This is a genomic window from uncultured Campylobacter sp., assembly GCF_937996225.1.
Classification (GTDB): Bacteria; Campylobacterota; Campylobacteria; order Campylobacterales; family Campylobacteraceae; genus Campylobacter_B.
On the sequence record NZ_CALKTC010000019.1, the window covers coordinates 69,155 to 86,829 of the forward strand.

17 protein-coding genes are annotated in these 17,675 nt (G+C 47.5%); 4 read left to right on the forward strand and 13 right to left on the reverse strand.

The window, feature by feature from the left end; all coding sequences use genetic code 11:
- Positions 1-80: 80 nt before the first annotated feature.
- From Q0174_RS02575 to Q0174_RS02585, 3 genes are all read right to left on the reverse strand, one after another.
- Positions 81-1,499 (reverse strand): DUF3365 domain-containing protein, encoded by a 1,419-nt coding sequence (locus Q0174_RS02575; protein WP_298041542.1) that lies wholly within the window; start codon positions 1,497-1,499, stop codon positions 81-83.
- Positions 1,489-2,178, reverse strand: a complete 690-nt coding sequence (locus Q0174_RS02580; RefSeq protein WP_298041520.1) for a response regulator transcription factor — start codon at positions 2,176-2,178, stop codon at positions 1,489-1,491. Before Q0174_RS02580 ends, Q0174_RS02575 begins: the two co-directional genes overlap by 11 nt.
- Before the next feature lie 391 nt (positions 2,179-2,569).
- Positions 2,570-3,160, reverse strand: coding sequence for a DUF6803 family protein (locus Q0174_RS02585; protein ID WP_297903283.1), 591 nt, complete (start codon positions 3,158-3,160; stop codon positions 2,570-2,572).
- A 310-nt stretch (positions 3,161-3,470) separates the two neighbouring features.
- Here Q0174_RS02585 and Q0174_RS02590 point away from each other — a divergent pair, with 310 nt between their 5' ends.
- Positions 3,471-3,689 carry a hypothetical protein gene (locus Q0174_RS02590; RefSeq protein ID WP_298041522.1) on the forward strand — a complete coding sequence of 73 codons (219 nt, stop codon included), beginning with the start codon at positions 3,471-3,473 and terminating at the stop codon, positions 3,687-3,689.
- A gap of 230 nt (positions 3,690-3,919) precedes the next feature.
- Here Q0174_RS02590 and Q0174_RS02595 read toward each other — a convergent pair whose 3' ends face one another.
- From Q0174_RS02595 to Q0174_RS02625, 7 genes are all read right to left on the reverse strand, one after another.
- Positions 3,920-5,263, reverse strand: a complete 1,344-nt coding sequence (locus tag Q0174_RS02595) for a HAMP domain-containing sensor histidine kinase (RefSeq protein ID WP_298041523.1) — start codon at positions 5,261-5,263, stop codon at positions 3,920-3,922.
- Positions 5,247-5,798, reverse strand: coding sequence for a response regulator transcription factor (locus Q0174_RS02600; RefSeq protein WP_298041525.1), 552 nt, complete (start codon positions 5,796-5,798; stop codon positions 5,247-5,249). Before Q0174_RS02600 ends, Q0174_RS02595 begins: the two co-directional genes overlap by 17 nt.
- A gap of 142 nt (positions 5,799-5,940) precedes the next feature.
- On the reverse strand, positions 5,941-6,690 hold the full coding sequence (locus Q0174_RS02605; RefSeq protein WP_298041526.1) for a hypothetical protein: 750 nt from the start codon (positions 6,688-6,690) through the stop codon (positions 5,941-5,943).
- 52 nt (positions 6,691-6,742) lie between these two features.
- Positions 6,743-7,213 (reverse strand): PepSY domain-containing protein, encoded by a 471-nt coding sequence (locus Q0174_RS02610; RefSeq protein ID WP_298041528.1) that lies wholly within the window; start codon positions 7,211-7,213, stop codon positions 6,743-6,745.
- Positions 7,214-7,942: 729 nt separating this feature from the next.
- Entirely contained in the window at positions 7,943-8,359 is a 417-nt protein-coding gene (locus tag Q0174_RS02615; protein ID WP_298041529.1) for a hypothetical protein, read from the reverse strand.
- Between the two features lie 284 nt (positions 8,360-8,643).
- Positions 8,644-10,044: a multiheme c-type cytochrome gene (locus Q0174_RS02620; RefSeq protein WP_298041531.1), complete on the reverse strand. Its 1,401-nt coding sequence runs from the start codon at positions 10,042-10,044 to the stop codon at positions 8,644-8,646.
- Positions 10,045-10,054: 10 nt separating this feature from the next.
- The gene (locus Q0174_RS02625) at positions 10,055-10,612 is read right to left on the reverse strand and encodes a NapC/NirT family cytochrome c (RefSeq protein ID WP_291940163.1); all 558 of its coding nucleotides are present in this window, start codon (positions 10,610-10,612) and stop codon (positions 10,055-10,057) included.
- A 199-nt stretch (positions 10,613-10,811) separates the two neighbouring features.
- On the opposite strand from Q0174_RS02625, the gene Q0174_RS02630 reads away from it, so the two are divergent.
- The 3 genes from Q0174_RS02630 to Q0174_RS02640 all read left to right on the forward strand — a co-directional run bounded on the left by Q0174_RS02630 (position 10,812) and on the right by Q0174_RS02640 (position 13,635).
- Positions 10,812-11,657: a fumarate hydratase gene (locus Q0174_RS02630; RefSeq protein ID WP_298041533.1), complete on the forward strand. Its 846-nt coding sequence runs from the start codon at positions 10,812-10,814 to the stop codon at positions 11,655-11,657.
- 10 nt (positions 11,658-11,667) lie between these two features.
- Positions 11,668-12,228, forward strand: a complete 561-nt coding sequence (locus tag Q0174_RS02635) for a Fe-S-containing hydro-lyase (protein WP_040303892.1) — start codon at positions 11,668-11,670, stop codon at positions 12,226-12,228.
- Positions 12,229-12,606: 378 nt separating this feature from the next.
- Positions 12,607-13,635 (forward strand): DUF3137 domain-containing protein, encoded by a 1,029-nt coding sequence (locus Q0174_RS02640; RefSeq protein WP_298041535.1) that lies wholly within the window; start codon positions 12,607-12,609, stop codon positions 13,633-13,635.
- Positions 13,636-13,932: 297 nt separating this feature from the next.
- On the opposite strand, the gene Q0174_RS02645 is transcribed toward Q0174_RS02640, so the two are convergent.
- The 3 genes from Q0174_RS02645 to Q0174_RS02655 all read right to left on the reverse strand — a co-directional run bounded on the left by Q0174_RS02645 (position 13,933) and on the right by Q0174_RS02655 (position 17,391).
- Positions 13,933-14,934 (reverse strand): hypothetical protein, encoded by a 1,002-nt coding sequence (locus tag Q0174_RS02645; RefSeq protein WP_298041537.1) that lies wholly within the window; start codon positions 14,932-14,934, stop codon positions 13,933-13,935.
- A gap of 190 nt (positions 14,935-15,124) precedes the next feature.
- Positions 15,125-16,636 carry a hypothetical protein gene (locus Q0174_RS02650; protein ID WP_298041538.1) on the reverse strand — a complete coding sequence of 504 codons (1,512 nt, stop codon included), beginning with the start codon at positions 16,634-16,636 and terminating at the stop codon, positions 15,125-15,127.
- 35 nt (positions 16,637-16,671) lie between these two features.
- A complete protein-coding gene (locus tag Q0174_RS02655) occupies positions 16,672-17,391 on the reverse strand; it encodes a TerC family protein (protein ID WP_295150124.1) in 720 nt (239 codons plus the stop codon).
- Positions 17,392-17,675: the final 284 nt, after the last annotated feature.

Here is a 17,675-nt window from a genome sequence, read left to right on the forward strand (position 1 = left end):
TTTAAATTAGCAAAGTTCTACGCTCAAAATAATATCAACAAAAAAGGGTGAAAAAGGGAGAAATTTAATGAAGTCTAAATTTAACGAAAAGAGATCGTAAATATCGCGCCTTCGTCGGAATTCGCAGCGCTTATGCTCCCTCCGTTTTTTTCGATTATCATCTTGCTCATATATAGCCCTAGCCCGCTGCCCTGCTGTTTTGTCGTAAAGTGCGGCTCAAAAATTTTATCTAGCTGCGCTTCGTCGATGCGGCTTGCGTTATTTTCGATCGTGATTACCCGCTCGCCCTGCTTTAAAAACGAGTGAATTTTAATCTCGCGCCGTTTAAGCGGTACGTCCAAAAACGCCTCCTTTGCGTTATTTATGATATTTATGATCACCTGGATTAGCTCGTTTACGTTGCCGTAAAGGGTGAAATTTTCCTCTATCCGCACGCTTATATCGATGACGTGTTTTTTAAGCGAGGCGTTTAAAATTTTACGCGCCTGCTCGATCGCTTCGCCGGCGCTAAATTCCCTCTTCGGCATGTTTGGGTTGAAGAAATTTTTAAAATCCTCGATCGTATCGCTCATAAATTTCACCTGCTCGCCCGCATCCCTAATGCCGTCTTCGAGCCTTTCTTTTGAGAGCTTGCCTCGCTCGTTGTAAAGCTCTAAATTTATGAGCGTGGAGCTGATCTGCGATAGCGGCTGGCGCCACTGGTGCGAGATATTGCCGATCATCTCGCCCATTAGCGCGAGGCGGCTTTGATTTATCAGTAAAAGCTGAGTCTGCATCTTTAAGGTTTCGTTTTTTTTGTGAATTTTATAGATACAAAATATACAGATCAAAAACACCACAAGCAAGCTTAAGCCGCTAACGACGAACTCTTTGGTGTGGTAGAGCAGAATGCTTTTTATCGGAATTTTAAAGCTTATCATCGCGATCGTATCACCTAGGCTGCCTTTGAAATTCCCCACGTCGCCGTAGAGCTCTTGCATCTTTTTAGGCGCTGCGTTGATGCTGTGGCACTCAGTGCACGAAGGCTGAGAGTTTGTTATCGGCAGGCTCAAAAAATACGAGGCGCCACCTTTATCATAGATGACTCTGGAGTATTCTTTGTATCTATTTTCTTTAAAGCCCTCTAAAATTTCATTCTCAAACTCGCTTCCCTCGTGCTCGGGATTGAGCGGATCGGTAGCGACGAGCTTATAATCGTAGTTGATATTTTCTTTGGCGAGCTGAATTTTATAAATTTCGCGCGTTATGTAGGTCGAGGACATCAGCCTCGGATCGAAAAATTCCTCGCTTAGAAGCTTTTTTTCTTTAAGCTCGTTTATTAGCGGGCGCTGCACGGTCGAGACGTAATCGCGCACCGCATTCATCGTATCTAGGATATAAAACGCCTCGCGCCTCGTGTCCTTTAGCGCAAGCTCGCGGTAGAAGTTAAAAACCAAAGCCGTAATTACGATATATAGCAGCACGAAAAGCGCTACGATAAATTTAAATTTATACTTCAAAGAGATACCCCACCGCATATAAATTTTTTATCACGTCCTTACCGATCTTGCGGCGTAACTCTTTGACGATCGCCTTGATCGCCTCCTTGCTGGGCTGCTCGAACTCCCACATGTAGTCGAATAGCTGCTCGTAGGTTATGGTTTGATTTTTGCGCGCCAAGAAGTACTCCAAAAGCTTGCTTTCGCTTTTGGAAAGATGACAGGCGCTGTCTTTGACGTAGATGATCTTTTTGGCAAAATCATACTTCAGCTCGTCGTTTATATTCAATATCGGCGCGTGATTTATCAGCTCCGCTGCGACGTCTTGCAGCGCCTTTATAAAGGCGTTTTTGTCGTACGGCTTAGGCAGATACCTGGTGATCTTAAGCTCCACTGCCCGCCACAGATACTCCTGCTCGGTGTGGCTCGAAAGTATCACGATCGGCACCGAGATACCCGCGGCACGGATCTTTTTAACGACCTCTAGCCCATCCATATGCGGCACGCCGATATCAAAAACCAGCGCGTCGTACGAGCCGCTCATCGCCTCATCAAGCGCCTCCAGCCCGTCCTTAACCCCCACTACTTCGCCGAAAAACAGTTGTAGCGATTCGGTTATATTTTTTAAAATCCCGGGCTCATCCTCTAGGCAAAGCACCCTTTTATTGGACAAAACGTCCAATAATTCGTAATCTTGCATACTCTATCCGCCTCCAAGCTTAGCACATTTCATTCTTAATCGTCTCTTAAAATATAACTCGCTTAAATTATATAAATTTAGCATTAAACTAACGTTAAAAAATATACCAAAGCGGTTTGCACGCAAATTTAAACCTGCAACCGCCTATGTGCGAGCTTTGCGCCTGCATAAGTTGGATAAAAATATCACAAGAACATAAAAAGGCGGGACGATAAGCTTGATATTAAATTTTACCGCCTCGCAGGCGGCATATGAAAGGCGGTAAAATTTTATTTGAGAGGTGCTTGCATATGCATTTCGCAGACAAAGGCAATCAAATCATAAAGATCTATCAGCTCCATAGCTCGGCGGAATAAAATTTAAAATTTAGCCCAAGCCGGGCAAGCTAAAGTTAATGTGAATGCTCCATCTTTGAGTGATCCATGTTCTCCATCGAGCCATGATTCATATGCGAATGATCCATCCCCTCCATCGAACCCATATCGTGGCTCATCCCACTCATCGAGCCATGATCCATCATAGAATGATCCATGCCACTCACACCTGGATCGGTCATTCCAAAAATCATCGCGACGTGTCCTAGCACCAAAAATACAATCAGCGCCAAGAAATGAAATTTAAGCCTAGCTCTAAATTCCGCTCCTTTTGCGATAACTCCGAGTTCCAAAAGTAGCAGCACCAGCGCAGGCAGCGCCGCCGCTACGTATGCCGCCAAAGCTAAGGTGTCCGCAGCACCACGCAAATGAATGACGGGCAAAATTTTAACCGCTACGTAAATGATTAATATCGTAAAATAAGCGCCGAGAATGATGCTAAGGCATTTATTGATTTTTAGAGCCAAAGAGCCCTTCTGCGCGCGGTACAAGCTAAAAAATTCGCTCGCTACTATCGCTTCTGCTAAGCCCATCGGCACCGCCATAAATAAAATCAAATTCCACGGCTGATTTGCCATCAAAAGTTCCATGTAATTCGTCATTGCCATGTTTTCTCCTTATTTTAGTTTAAAGGGCGCAATTCTAGCGGCTTTCGGTAAAAAATTTTAAAACGATAGATAAGATTAAGTTCGCCTTTAATCTTATCTTTCCGTAAAACGATTTGGGCTGCGTCTTAAAACTCGCTCACAAATATTAAATTTATCTCGCCTCGCACGCCGCCTCTTCGTATCTAACGTGAAATTTAGAAAATTTATATTTGCAAAAGCAGATGCATTAAATTTAGCCAAAACGCTTTAAATTCCGTAAAATTTCAGCTTTGCAAAGATAGAATTACAAAATTTTTTAAAAGGATTCAGAATGAAAAACTCCCTCTTATTCGCCTGCGCGGCGCTGATTATATGCGGCTGTTCTAACTCGGAGCATCCAAAGCCAGGCGTTTCGCATTGCAGCGAGCCTAAAATGGATGAGGCGTCGCATCAGATGATTCAAATTTGTGGCAAAAGCGAGGATCCGCAAATCGAAAATATGCAGTGCAACGAAAACGGACTTTGCTTCGGCACCGCAAAAATCAGATAGCCGAAGCGTCTTGCGAGCACCAGTGCTAAATTTAACTATTTTAGAGCCAAAACCGGATGCCCGAGAACGATCCAAGCCACGCTTTAAAATTTCGCCCGCAATTTAATTAGACCCGTTTCACGCGCCGAGTAATGGTAGCGCCCTTCAACATAGTGAATTTCATCGCCAAGCATCATAAATTTGAATTTACGCTGATTACTTTGCTTTTATTTCTCGCGATTTAGCGAAATTTATTTTAAAAGCTCAAATTCCGCCCAAAATTCGCTGCCCGCGCCATCGATCTCGCCGCTTTTTACGCCGAGCTTCGCGCCGTGGATTTTGGCGATATTTGCAGCGATAGCCAGCCCAAGGCCGCTGCCTGCGTTTAAGCTTTTATTTCTTGAACCCTCGGCTTGGTAAAATTTATTCCAGATTAGCTCGCCCTCTTTTTGCGAAATGCCCGCACCGTCGTCTTTTACAGATAATAGAGCGTGCGCTTTGGACGCGGTTAATCTTAGCTCAATCCTGCTAGCGGCAAATTTTAGCGCGTTGCTTAAAAAGTTATCCGCTAGCCGCGAGATCATCAGCTCGTCGCCCAAAATTTCAACGTTTGGCGCTATGTCGTGGCTAAATTTTATCCCTTTGAGCTCGGCCAGTTTTTCGTAGTCCCTCGCGAGATTTTGCAAAATAGAGCTTAAGCTCACGCGCTTTAGCGTTAAATTTCCGCCCGATTCCAGCCTCGAAAGCTCCAAAATTTGATCTATCAGCGAGGCGATCTTCTTTGACTGCCTGGCGATGACCTCCAGCGACTCTTTGGCTTCGTTTAAATTTTGCGCATAGCTTGCGGCGTAGTCGCTCTCAGCCATGATGACGGACACTGGCGTGCGCAGCTCGTGAGAGACGTCGGAGGTGAGCTGCTTTTCGTTTTGATAGACCTTTTGGAGAGAGTCCAGCATCGAATTAAATACGCTCGCAAGCGCATGCAACTCGTCTTTGCCCGCAGGCAGCTCGATTCGCTTTGAAAAATCCTTGCTAGCGCCGATCTCAAGGGCGGTTTTAGACATCGCAGCGACCGGTTTCATCGCATTTTTTATCGTCTTGTAGCCCCCATAAAGCACGAAGGCGAAGAGGATCGGCACGAGCAGGGCCAGAGCGAGCAAAAACAGCCCCTCTTTTTTAAAAAACCCATCCGCGCTTATCACGCCCCTGATCCAGACCCCCCGATCCTCGGTCGCAGCGTCGTAGTAGTAAAAGCGGCTTTCGCCGTTTTCATAAAGCCGCACCTCGCCGCCGTCCATTTTAAGCGAAGTTTCAAAATTTTTAGGCGCCAGACTGCCCGTTAGCTCGCCGTTTGCGCTGTATTTTATAAAAAATATCCCATCATCATAGGGTTCAAATTCTTCCGTATTATTGGCGATTTTGGTGACTGATTTGGCTAGCTTTTTTTGGCTTACGTCCTCAAAAATTTCATCCGCCGCGACTGCCGAAATAGCAATTAAAGCGGCTACGATAGCGAGGATAAAAAACGAATACCAAAGCGTCACGCGCGCCGTAATGGGTATGTTTGCGAGGATCCGCTTAATCCTTAATAACATAGCCGAGCCCTCTTTTGGTTTGGATTATTTCGCACTCGCCAAGCTTCTTTCTTATATTTTTTACGAGCACGTCAATGACGTTTGAGCCGCCCGTGTAGTCGAAGTCCCAGACGTGCTCTTTGATCTGATCGCGGGTTAAAATTCGGCCCTTATTTAGCATCAAAAACTCTAAAATTTCATACTCTTTGCCCGTTAGCTCGATGCTTTGTCCGCCCAATTCTACGGATTTTTTAGAAAGGTCTATCTTTAGCTCGCCTGCGTAAATTTCATTGGCTGCGCTGCCGCTGTTTCGGCGAATGAGCGTGCGCACCCTAGCCAGCAGCTCCTTAAAATCAAAGGGCTTAACCAAATAATCGTCCGCGCCCGCATCGAGCCCCTTTACGACATCATCCACCTCATCCTTTGCCGTCAGTATCAGCACGGGTGTCGCGAGCTTTGCGACGCGCGATTTTTGCAAAAACGTAAGTCCGTCCATCACGGGCATCATAATATCAAGCACGATGAGATCGTAGCGCGCCACGGCGGTAAAGTCCATCGCCTCCTCGCCGTTAAACGCGCTATCAACGCTATATCCGTTTTTTTTTGAGGTGCTTTACGATCACGTTGTTTAGGTCAATTTCATCTTCGACGACTAAAATTTTCATCTTTACCCTTTTTAAATTTTGCCCGCTATTTTATCAAATTAAACTTTTGATTTTCAGCTTTAAAATTTCGCCGCCCCTCGCCGCGATCTTAAAATCATACGAAAAGCCGTTAGATTTAGCCTTTGCTTCATAAAAATACTCGTCGCCCCGCAAGCCCGAAGCGTGTCTTTTGGCTAGATAAATTTGGCCGAATTCTATCCCGCTCGCGTCCGTTTTTAGGCGTTTGGCGACGATATCTTTGACAATGGCACGCGAGATGATCTGCGCACCGTCAAATTTCGCCTGCTCCTCGTTTATTTTTGAAAGCTGCGCTTTTTGCGCTTCGTCTTTTAGCTCGCTTGCGGCGTCCAATAGCCACAGCCCAGCCCTGCCGGCACAAACTAGCGCGCCAGCTGCGCTTTGCAGCGAAATTTCGAGCGCTTTTTTAAATAAATTTTGCGCTTTGCATCTCGGGGCGCCCACGCATATTTTTTCCGCGCTTTCGCTTGCCTTGCTCGCGTTTTGATCTAAATTTTCGTAGCCCTGCTCCGCCCCGCTTTCGCCGGAATTTCGCTCGGCGCTTTCATCTAAAATTCGGTTCGGGTTCTCGGTCGTACTTTCCTCGCCGTTTTCATCTAAATTTAGAGCGCTTTCGCTCACCGCACTCGCGCTATTGTCTAAATTTACACCGATGCTTGCGTTTAAATTTTCATCCGCATTTTCGTTAAAATTCGCGCTCAAATTTTCCTCCGAATTTCGCCCGCTAGTTTTATCGTCTAAATTTTGATTCGTATTTTTGCTCATATCTTTTCCTTTGCCTAAATTTCGGCGCCCGAAGCTACTCGGGCGCATAAAATCACTTCGTGTAGTTGCCGATAATTTCGCCTGTTTGAGCGTTTATTATCACCTTTTTCTCGCTCATGCCTTTTTTAAGCTCGACCTCGTAGATCCAAGTGCCGTTTTTATTATCAAGGTCCGCTTCATCAAGGCTCCAGCCAGCCTCAAGCGCTAGCGCCTTATCTGCGGCCTCATCGATGCTAAGAGCGAACTTTGAGAAATCTATCGCCTCGTTTGGCAATATAAATTTCTTGTTTTTAACCTTTTGTTTTACGATCTGTCCGCTTGCGGCATCGATCTTTATCTCTTGTTTTTGATTGTCTTTAAAAGACTCTATCTCATAAAAAGTCGCCCCCTTTTTAACATCCATTGATATATCCTTGATCTTTGAGCCAGGGAAATTTTTCTCCGCGACATCTAAAGCCTCCTTGGACGTGATAGTCTGTAAGCTCGTCGCACCTAAAACCGCTGCGCCTAATAACTTTGTCATTTCTGATCCTTTTGTTTTGATTTCCAACTTTCGTTTGGATGAGCGCATTATAAAATTCATAAATGAAGCTGCGATGAATAAAGATGAATTTGGTTAAAAAACGGGTAGGGCTTAAATTTAAAGAAGCGAAAAGCGGGCTAGATCGATCTTGGCTAGGTTTTGAGGCGCGGTAAATTTAATCCGCGCCGTGATGAAATTTTGAAATTTTATAAAATTTGCCGCGCGCCGGCCGAAATTTTAAAATTTAGCGAGCGGGGGCGGGTCTGCGGGCGCGCGAGAAATCGCGAGAAATTCTGCGCGTTATTTATGCGGCATTAGGGCGCGCTAAATAGCACTCCTTAAGCTAACAACGTCCACCGCTCTCATAATAGCGTCCATAAATAGGCGGCGCCAAATGCCCACAAAATGGCGCCGCATAAATCGACACTACACACCTACATAATAACACTCTGAAATCAGCGGTGCTCGCAAATGTGCAAATATCGCTTAAAGCGTGAAAGCTTATTCGCCTAGGAAGTATTTTAGATCCGCCTGTGCATCGCCGCTGCAAAAGAAGCAAGCAAAATTCTAACGCAAATAACCACCGCTAGGTAAAAATTTATCGGTAAAATTTTAAGCGGTAACCGCTCTTATCCAGAACGAAGAGATGACAATCAATCTAATTTTTTTGACTTAATTCATGACTGCGCCGCCCGTAATTCAGTAGGCAAAGCAAGCCGTGCTCCGAGCCTAGAGCGTCTGCCGAAACATCTCGATCTGCTCTTTAATTAACTCCTTCATATCCTCGCTCGCGTACTTTAGCGATGCTTCGAGCGCGCCAACCACCTCGTCGCAGATGAAATTTACGCTAAAAAGCGTCGCCCAAAATCGCGCTCCGCTGCCCGTGCTCGGATCCTCCAAGACCGCTCTAATCGCAGCTACCGCAGCAGCATCGTCCGCTGCACCTAGCACCTCGTCCACGAGCGGATATTCACCTGCGCCGTCGCCCTCGTTTAGCGAGCGCAAAAGCGGCTCAAGCGCCTCGTCGCAGGGATTATCACGCAAAAACTCCCGTACCGCGCGAAACTCTGCCGCGAGCTGATCCGAAAGCTGCGCAGGCATCGGCTGATGAAGTCTCAAAAAGTCTAATGCCGTTTGCTTGTCCATACAATTCCTTTTAAATGATATGCGCGATTGTAGCTAATTTTGGATTGCAAAGAGATAAATTTACTCTAATTTATCAGCCACTTCCGTCATAAATTTTCAATGATCTTAAATAATTAGACAGTGATTTTGTAGTGGCTTTTAGGGGCGATTTTAGATGAGATGGGCTTTACGGATTACAAAATAAAATTCCAAAATTTTATCCAAATAAAAAAAGCCCCCGCGGACTGCGGGGGCTTATAAGCTTGATCTGTTTAGTCCGGCAGAATTTAGCAGACCAAGAGGGATTATTCCTCGATCTTGCCGGTTTTGATGCGGCGCTCGTAGATTTCGCGCATCTCTCTGATGTCATTTTTGACCTCGAATACGCCGTGCCAATGCGAATAATCAGGTCCGCCCATTAGCGCGCCTTGGCGCATTCTGCGACCCTCGTGATGCCATGAAACATAATAGATTCGCTGGAACGCATCCGCCCAAGGATCGTCTTTTAGGAGTTTCTTTTCCTTAAGCTCTTTTAGCATCTTAGTCGCTTCGTCGTTGTAAACGTTATATAGAAGTACCTGCTTATCGCCCACCTCAAAGAAATTATTCGTGTGGGTGCTTGCGTGGCACTCTTTGCAGACTTGCTTCATCTCCGCACGCGCTGCCTCAGGACCGTTTAAGTTACCCGCCAAAGGATTGCCGACGTTTAGTTTGCCAGTATTTAAAAACTCGCTTACTGCGGTCTCATTACCGCCGGTTCGTAGATTACTCTTAGGCTGCCACAAATTCCACTTCAAGCGTTGAGATACGTTGTGAGTGGAGTTTAGATCGCCCACACCGCCGCTCATATGGCAGGTCGCACATGTAGGAGCGCGGTAGTCAGGAACCGCCCAAGTACCAGGAGCGCTATCGAATTTCCACTCATTGCCTTCAGCGTTAAATACGTGTCCGTGCATTGAGTTGTTGTAAATTTCGATATCCGGATGATCAGGTCCTAAGTGGCAAGATGCGCAAGCGGCAGGCTTACGAGCTTCGGCGATCGAAAATTTATGACCCGAGTGGCATGATTTGCATCCGCCTACGCTACCGTCCGGATAAACCGTACCAATGCCGTAAACGGGCCAGGTCTCTTTGGTAGGCTTGTTATGCTCATCCATTTTAACGACGCTACCGTGGCATTGAGAGCAACCGGTAATATCAGGCGCATGTTTAAGATCAGGGATATCACGTCCTTCATAGTGATACATTAGATCAACTATTCCTTTGTTGGCTTGCATCTGCATAGCGCCTCTTGCGTGACCGCTGTTTTCAAAATCTTTAACCTCGTTACTATGGCATTTAGCACAGGTTTTTGGGCTAACTAGTACCGAAATATGATTGTCTGTGTCTTTCGGATGCGGCTCTTTAGCTGCCATAGGGCTATCTGCTGGCTGCGAGTGGCAGTCGGTACAGCTAACGCCTACGTGAGCGTGGCGGCTCATCTTCCAATCCGCAACGACGCCCGGAGTTTTTTCGGCATGGCACTCGACGCAGCGTCTAGCTAGCGGCGTAAGCTGCCTATTTACCTTTAAATTCTTCGTAAGACTAACGTTTACGGAATTGCTTACGTTCGCGTCCGACGCGGACATATTCGCATGCTGCGCGGGCATTTCTGCGAACGCAAACGATGCGATACAGGCTATTAAAATAGCGACTTTTTTTAGCATTGCTTCTCCTTTACTTGGTTTTGTTATTTTCTCGGTTATATTTATCCCAATATTTGGTGATCTCTATACCCATATTTTTGTGGCCGACGTTTTCGTGGCACTGCACGCAGGTTTTGCCAGTAGTGCCTGCAAAATAATCCCTATGCGCGAGCCAGGCTTTATTTACTTGATTATTCTGCTCTTTTAAATTTCGATGGCAGCTTAGGCAGCCGCTTTCATAAACGAAATGATTTCGCTCCTTGCGTTTTTCTTGCCAGTCAATCTTATCGGCATCGGTAAAGACCGTTTTGTAGACATCATTTGCGGAGGTTAGAGCCTTGGTCCAAAGATACATAAAGGTATTTTCATGAGAAACGTGACAGGCGACGCAATCGGCTTTGAAACCTTGCGGGTTATTGCCGCCGTGAACATCGTTGTGAAATGCGTTTGCCATCGGCTGCATCGTATGACAGGATACGCAGAATTTATCGGTGCCCGTAAGGTGAACCATCTCCGCAATCCCAAGAGAAAGTATCATTCCTATAAGCACACAAGCGCCCACGAGCAGCACGAGAGTTTTCTTTTTCATAGGTTTCCTTGATTTTAAAATTTCTTCGCAAAATTTTTAGTATTTGATAATTCGGAAAGCGATATTTTATTATAAAAAGATTAAAAACCGCTTATTTTCTAGCCTTTTGTTAAAATTTATTAAATGAAGATAAAATTTTAAACTAAGTTTTTAGTTTAACGGAATATAATCCATTAAAATTTCAATACAAGGAGAGATCATGAAAACGATCCAAGCGAATGAAATTACCAAAGTAGTCAGCGAGCTTTGCAAAAAAGCCTGTTATCAAGTCACGCCCGACATGCGCGCAGCATTTGAGAAAGCGCGCGAGAACGAGACTTCGCCTATCGGCAAAGATATCTTAGGCAAGCTCTTACAAAATGCCGATTTGGCGGCAAAAGAGGTCGCGCCGATCTGCCAAGATACCGGTATGACGGTGGTTTTTGTCGAACTTGGTCAGGATGTGCATATCGAGGGCGGATATTTGGAAGATGCTATCAACGCAGGCGTCGCGGACGGCTACGTAGGCGGCTATCTGCGTAAATCCGTGGTCGCAGAGCCGCTTTTTGAGCGCAAAAACACCACGAACAATACCCCCGCGGTCATCAATACCCGCATCGTCCCCGGCAACAAGCTTAAGATCAAAGTAGCCCCGAAGGGCTTCGGTAGCGAAAACAAATCGGTGCTAAAAATGCTCGTTCCCGCAGACGGCATCGAGGGGGTAAAAAAGGTATTTTTAGAGGCTGTTAAATACGCTGGTCCTAACGCCTGTCCTCCTATGGTCGTAGGCGTCGGTATCGGCGGCACGATGGATAAGGCGGCGCTTTTAGCCAAGCAAGCCGCGGTTCGCTCGATCGACAGCAGAAATCCCGACGAGCGCTACGCCAAGCTAGAGGATGAGCTACTGGAGATGGCACGCGCTACTGGCGTCGGTCCGCAGGGCTTGGGCGGCATAAATACCGCCGTTAAGGTAAATGTAGAGTGGTATCCGACCCACATAGCGGGACTTCCGGTCGCCGTTAATATCAACTGCCACGCGGCTCGCCATGCCGACGCCGAACTATAAGGAGGAAATCATGTCAGAAGTTAAAAGAATTACCGCACCTTTTGATAAAAGCGTAGTAAAAAGCCTAAAGGCGGGCGATAACGTACTAATCAGCGGCACCATCATCGCAGCTCGCGATGCCGCGCACAAGGCTCTAACCGAAACCCTCGCTCGCGGCGAGAAGCTACCCGTAAACTTAGCGGGCGAGACGATATACTATCTGGGACCGACCCCCGCCAAACCCGGTCAGGCAATCGGTGCTGCAGGACCTACGACTAGCGGACGCATGGATAAATACACTCCTACGATGATAAACGAAGTAGGCATCAACGGCATGATCGGCAAGGGCTATCGCAGCGACGCCGTCGTTGAGGCGATGAAAAAATCGGGCTGCGTCTATATGGTCGCTATCGGCGGCGCGGGCGCGTTAATCAGCCAAAGTATCAAAAAGTACGAAGTGCTAGCCTACCCCGAGCTCGGCCCCGAGGCGGTTGCGCGACTTACCGTAGAGGATTTTCCGGCTATCGTAGCGATCGACAGCGAGGGCAATAACTTCTACGAAGTCGGACAGGCGCCTTATAGAAAAATTTAAATTTTGCTAGCGGCGTCCGCGCGGCGCTTTTTGCGGCGCGGGCGTCCGTAAATTTCGCGGCATTCGCTTGGGCGCCCTAAATTTCGCGGCATAACCTGCGGCGTTTGTTTCGCGAAATTTTACGACTCGGCGCAGTGAAATTTTATAGCGAATTTAAAGCGCGCCCGTAAAATTTTATCTCTCTTATGGCACGGAATTTTTAAAATTTCGTGCCGCTTAAACTTCTACCAAGATTCCGCCTTCGCTACATTTAGACGATCCGCCGCTAAAATTTAACCGTAAATTTACGCAAGTCTAAATTTTAAAATTTTGGCGCCGTTCCTAAGCAAATTTAAAGCTCGCTAGCGCCATAATCGGGTTTAAATTTTGGAGGGGCGATTGAGCGCGAGCGAGCTGGAGCAGATCAGGCTGGGGCTTTTGTATAAGGCGAAAAGAAATATGATCTTAGCGGCCGCGTACATGCTCTTTTACGGCGCGTTTTTGTTATACAAACTGCGCGACGGAGGAGGCATGGCGGATTTGTTGCCGCTTATCGGATTATTCGCGGTTGTTCTTATAGTAGCCGTTTTGTGCGATGAAAGCTCCATAAAAGCTAAGATAATCTACGCTGCCTGCCTTTTTGCTATGAGCCTATTTCTAAATAATTTACAAAATCGCCCCACGATTTCCAAATATATCTTACTCGCGATTATAACTTTAATCTTGGCTGCTTATAGCTTATTCGTATTATTTAGAGGCTTTAAACAAGATTATTCGATAAAATTTCGGCGCGCTTTTAAAGAGCACTATCTAATGCCTTATTTTAAGGCGTTCGGCTACCGATATGAAATTTCAGGCGATATCGATCCCGCCAAACTCAAGTTCTCCGGGCTCTTTTTTCGACTAGATAAATTCAAAGGCGGCAACGACAGGGTCTCGGGCGTTTATGACGGCGTGAAGTTTGCATTTTGCGATGTGAAATTGTTTAATAGAATTTTGGAAAGTGAAATCCTCGGCACCTTTTTCTACGCGGAATTTAACAAACGCATAAGCGCCAAAACCCTGATCTTTCCCGCTCGCGCCGGCGCGCCGAACACCCTCGGGCTAAAAAAGATCGATATGGACGATGCGGAGTTTAACGCCGCCTTCGCCGTGTATTCCGCAGACGCGGCGGGCGCGATGTATATTCTGACGCCCGCCTTTATGCGGAGGCTCTTGCGCTTCGCAGGCGCCGTGGCCGCGCCCGTTAGCCTTAGCTTCGCAGATAGCAAAATTTACATTTTCGTAAATACGGGCTGCGATAATTTCGAGCCCGACATAGACGAAAGCGTGCTGCGTCGTGATCCTGCCGCACTAATCAAGCGCGAGCTTTCGCACTTTTTGGCGATCGTAAAAAACCTAAAACTAAACGAAAGAATTTGGGGCTAGCGGACGGGCGGCTCGCCGCAGCTTTGCGTGTCACAGCCTCGCGCACTATAGCTTCACGCTCCGTGCTGCGACCTCACGCGCCGTAAAATTTGAAATTTTAAATTTCCGCTTTTTGATTTTGCGCTTTTGAATTTCACGCGCCTTGAAATTCCGCGCGTTTTGAAATTTAAAATTTTAATCCATGCTACGGAATTCTGCGCCGCAAAATTTAAAATTCTGAAATTAAAATCCGCGCCTTGAAATTTACAACCCCAAAGCCTTGAAATTTAGCGCACCCGCTAAGCATCGCAGCACTCATCAAAGTTCCTGCGCGCTAGAGGGTGCGACTAACTCCTCTATAATTTTACCAGGCTCGCAATGAGTTATTTTGCTCTCTATTGTAAATTTTTCGCCGTCAAATTTAAAATATCGATATTCATCGACGAGCTCGCCGTCAGGGTATTTGTCGCTAGATTTTACCTTAAGAGCGCCCAACGTGCCATTTTCAAAGGTCAAAAACGTTCTTTTAGTATATTTATTCTTTATCTCGTCGCTGCCGTCTAAATATGAGAAAAAATCATATTCTATGCCGAAGCGAGCGGAGTCATGCGGCGGTGGCACCAAAGAGCTCATCTTAGAGCAGTCGCAATCTCCGCCGCATGAGCGGACGTAATGAAATATATTCGCCAGTTTTATACCTGCTTCGCTTGCTTCTACCGCCCAAAGCTCATCGCTTGTGAGTTTGCTAGAGCCCTTTGATACTCCGTAAACTAGATATAAATTTTCTTTAACTTTAAAAACTTTTATCACTCGATCGCCGCCCCATGCGGTACCGACTGCCCAATCGCCGCAGGCGCAATCCCGCCTACCGCTAAGGACGCATTCTTGCACCTGTTGCGTATTTTTGCCAGTAAAATCCTTAATGAAATTTCGCCCGCCGTTTGCGTATTGATACGCTACGTAGCTCGCGCCCATCGTGCCGCCGGTGCTGATATCTACCGAATATGCCCGAAACTTGCCGTCCTGCGAGATCGCCATATTCGGGGCGAACCTCAAGGATTTTAAAATTTGCGGAGCGCTCTCGCCCGCGCTTTGCAAAAACTCCATAAACGCAGCCCTTAACCTAACGATGCTCTCGCAAGGCGTACCATCGGGGCGATGCCCGGCTTCGTCAATCTCCTGAAGCGCCGTGCTTAAATTTGCGGTTAAAATTTCTAGGCTTTGATCTTTTTGAGCACTGTTTGCACCTCCTGCCAAAGCGGGCGCTGCCTCGGCGAACATGAAGCTTAATAAGCACAAAAACGAGATTAAAATTTTCAAGTCGCATCCTTTAAATCTTTGATTTTCGCTAGATTATAGCGCAAATTTGCGCCGCGCGAGATTTGGATTTAGAATTTGCGCCCTTAATTTAAAAGCCGAATCCGCTCGCTGCAGAATTCTGCGAAATTCCGAAATTTGAAATTGCTTGAAGTTGCAAAATTCCGTGAGGATGCCGTTTGAAATTCGCCTTTCAAAGCATAAGGCTAAGCAGCAGCAAAAATCCGATGAAGCTTAGGGCGTTGCCGAAGGAGCCGCCGATGTGATCGCCGAGCCACGTCAGCACGAGCGCGCCGCCCAAACGCAGACCTATTTGTAGCGCCACGCCCGCGATAAAATCTATCACGCGCCGAAGCCCGCTGCGCGTATCGCCGAGCTCGCTGCCGCGGCTTTTATTCCACAGCCCGCTTACGCGGTAGTCTTTGTAGCGGGCGCGAAGAATATCGCCGTTTTGCAGCTCAAAGCTCTGCGAGGCGTTCTTTGTCTTAGCGGGCGCCGAAACTTCGGCGGAGCGGGCGGAATTTATAGAATTTGCTGCGTTAGTAGAATTTGCAGAGCTTGCGGAATTCGCTGATTTCGCAAAATTTTTAACGCTCGCAGAATTTTCTGCGTTTAAATTCTTAAATTTCGCAGAATTTTTGCCGTCCGCAAGCTCCGCTAAATTTTGATCCGCGCGTAGCGCGTCAGAGACGATACGCCGCTTGCTATCGCCCGATAAATATAGCCCGTCCAGCGCGAAGCCATAGTAATAAACGTCGCCGCTTCGCAGCACGCGCACGCCGCTAGCATAGCCCTCCGCTTCGCCGCTTCGCTTGGGCTCTTTGAAGTGCGGAAGCGCTGCGAATATGTGCCCGAACTTTGCGGCGCGCCAGTCTCTTCGCATAAACCTAAAGCTGCAATACGCAAAAGGCGCGAGGATGAGCAGGGCTAGCAGTCCGGCAGGAGCCCTTGCATCAAAGATAAAGATTATGCAGTAGATGCTCATCGCGGTCAGCGCTACGCCGAAGGCTGCAAATATTGCGGCGAGCGCCGTGCTACCAGCGTCCTTCCAGCGCTGCGCGCCTAGGCTTAGATTAACGAAATCTAGTGGAAGGGCGGAAGCAATGGAGTTTACCGAAGCGCCGTCACGGCTCTCGCAAGTAGAATTTAAAGAGAGGGAGCCGCTTAAATCTTTGCAATTCAAACTCGAAGTATAAAGTTCCGTATTAGCGTTCGCCTGCTCGTTAAAGCCTTCGTGGATCAGGCTCAAAGCGGCGGAATTTATACCGCTGCGATCTTTGCCCACTAAATCAGATACCGCAGAATTTTGACGTGCACTTGCCGCGGTATCGCTATGTGCATCGCAGTCTAAATTTGCGGCGGTGGAATTTTTGCTATTTGGAGTTTCGCAGCTAGAGCGCGGCGCGGAGTTTTCGCCGCTTAAATCGGCGCCGCTTAAAGCGCTGCGGCAGGAATTCAAGCCCCTCAAAGCTTCGCGGCTGGAATTTAAGCTCGAAGCCTCATATATCACCGCCAGCTCGTCGCCCTCGCGTATCGGCAGATAAAGTCCGTCGCGCTTTAAGTCTAAATTTCCCGCAAAGCGCAAGCGCTCCAGCGTAAAGCTAAATTTCGCCGCGTCTGCAGCCGCGGGCTCAAGCTTGAAATCCCTGGCCGTGCCGCGAGCAAGCTTGATACGTCGCGGCGAAAGAAATTTAGAAAACCCCATGAGCGCCTTTTAGATCTCGCAAAATTTTGCCCCGCCTATTTCGCGGCGGATTTTTTGCGGATCTGGATGTTGATGAGCTCAACAAGCAGCGAAAACGCCATCGAGAAGTAGATGTAGCCCTTAGGTATGTGAAAGCCCAGCCCGTCGGCGATCAGCGAGACGCCTACCAAAATCAAAAATGCAAGCGCTAAAATTTTGATCGTCGGGTTTGCGTCCACGAAGCGCGCGATCGCGCCGCTAGCGAGCATCATCACGCCCACGGCGATGATCACTGCGAGGATCATCACAGGTAGGTGCTGCGCCATGCCCACGGCGGTGATGACGCTGTCGAGCGAAAAGATGATGTCTAAAACGGCGATCTGCACGAGCGTGCCGCCGAAGCTCGCCTTGCCGCTGCTAGCGCTGCGCTCGTGTGCCTCGCCAGTGGCGCTGGAGTGGATCTCGAGCGTGGATTTGACGAGCAGAAACAATCCGCCGCCGATCAGCACGAGGTCGCGTCCGCTAAAATCGCGCGCGAGCACGCTAAATAGCGGCTTGGTTAGCCCCATGATCCAGCTTAGGCTAAGAAGTAGCAGTATGCGCGTGAACATCGCAAGCGCAAGCCCCATTATACGGGCGCGTCCGCGCTGTGCCTCGGGCAAGCGGCCGCACAAAATCGCGATAAAGATGATATTGTCGATACCAAGCACGATCTCAAGCCCCGTGAGCGTCGCCAGGCTGATCCATGCCTCGGGTGAGGCGATCCATTCAAACATCGGTTTCCTTTGGGTGAAATTTAAGCGGTGATGATAGCGAAAGTTTGGTTAAAATTTCTAAATTTTACCGCCTTCGTGCGCGAAACTGCGCACGGAATTTCGGCGATGCGATGCGGACGGTTTATCTTTAAATTTTGCCGTAAATCTGTCGCGATAAAATACAGCGCGCGGAATTTCATAGATGAAGAGCGTGGAATTTTGGCGACGAAATTTTAAAATTTAGGCTCTAAATTTACCCGTTTTTAAGCGGGGGGGGGGGGGGGGCTTTTTTTTTTTTTTTTTTT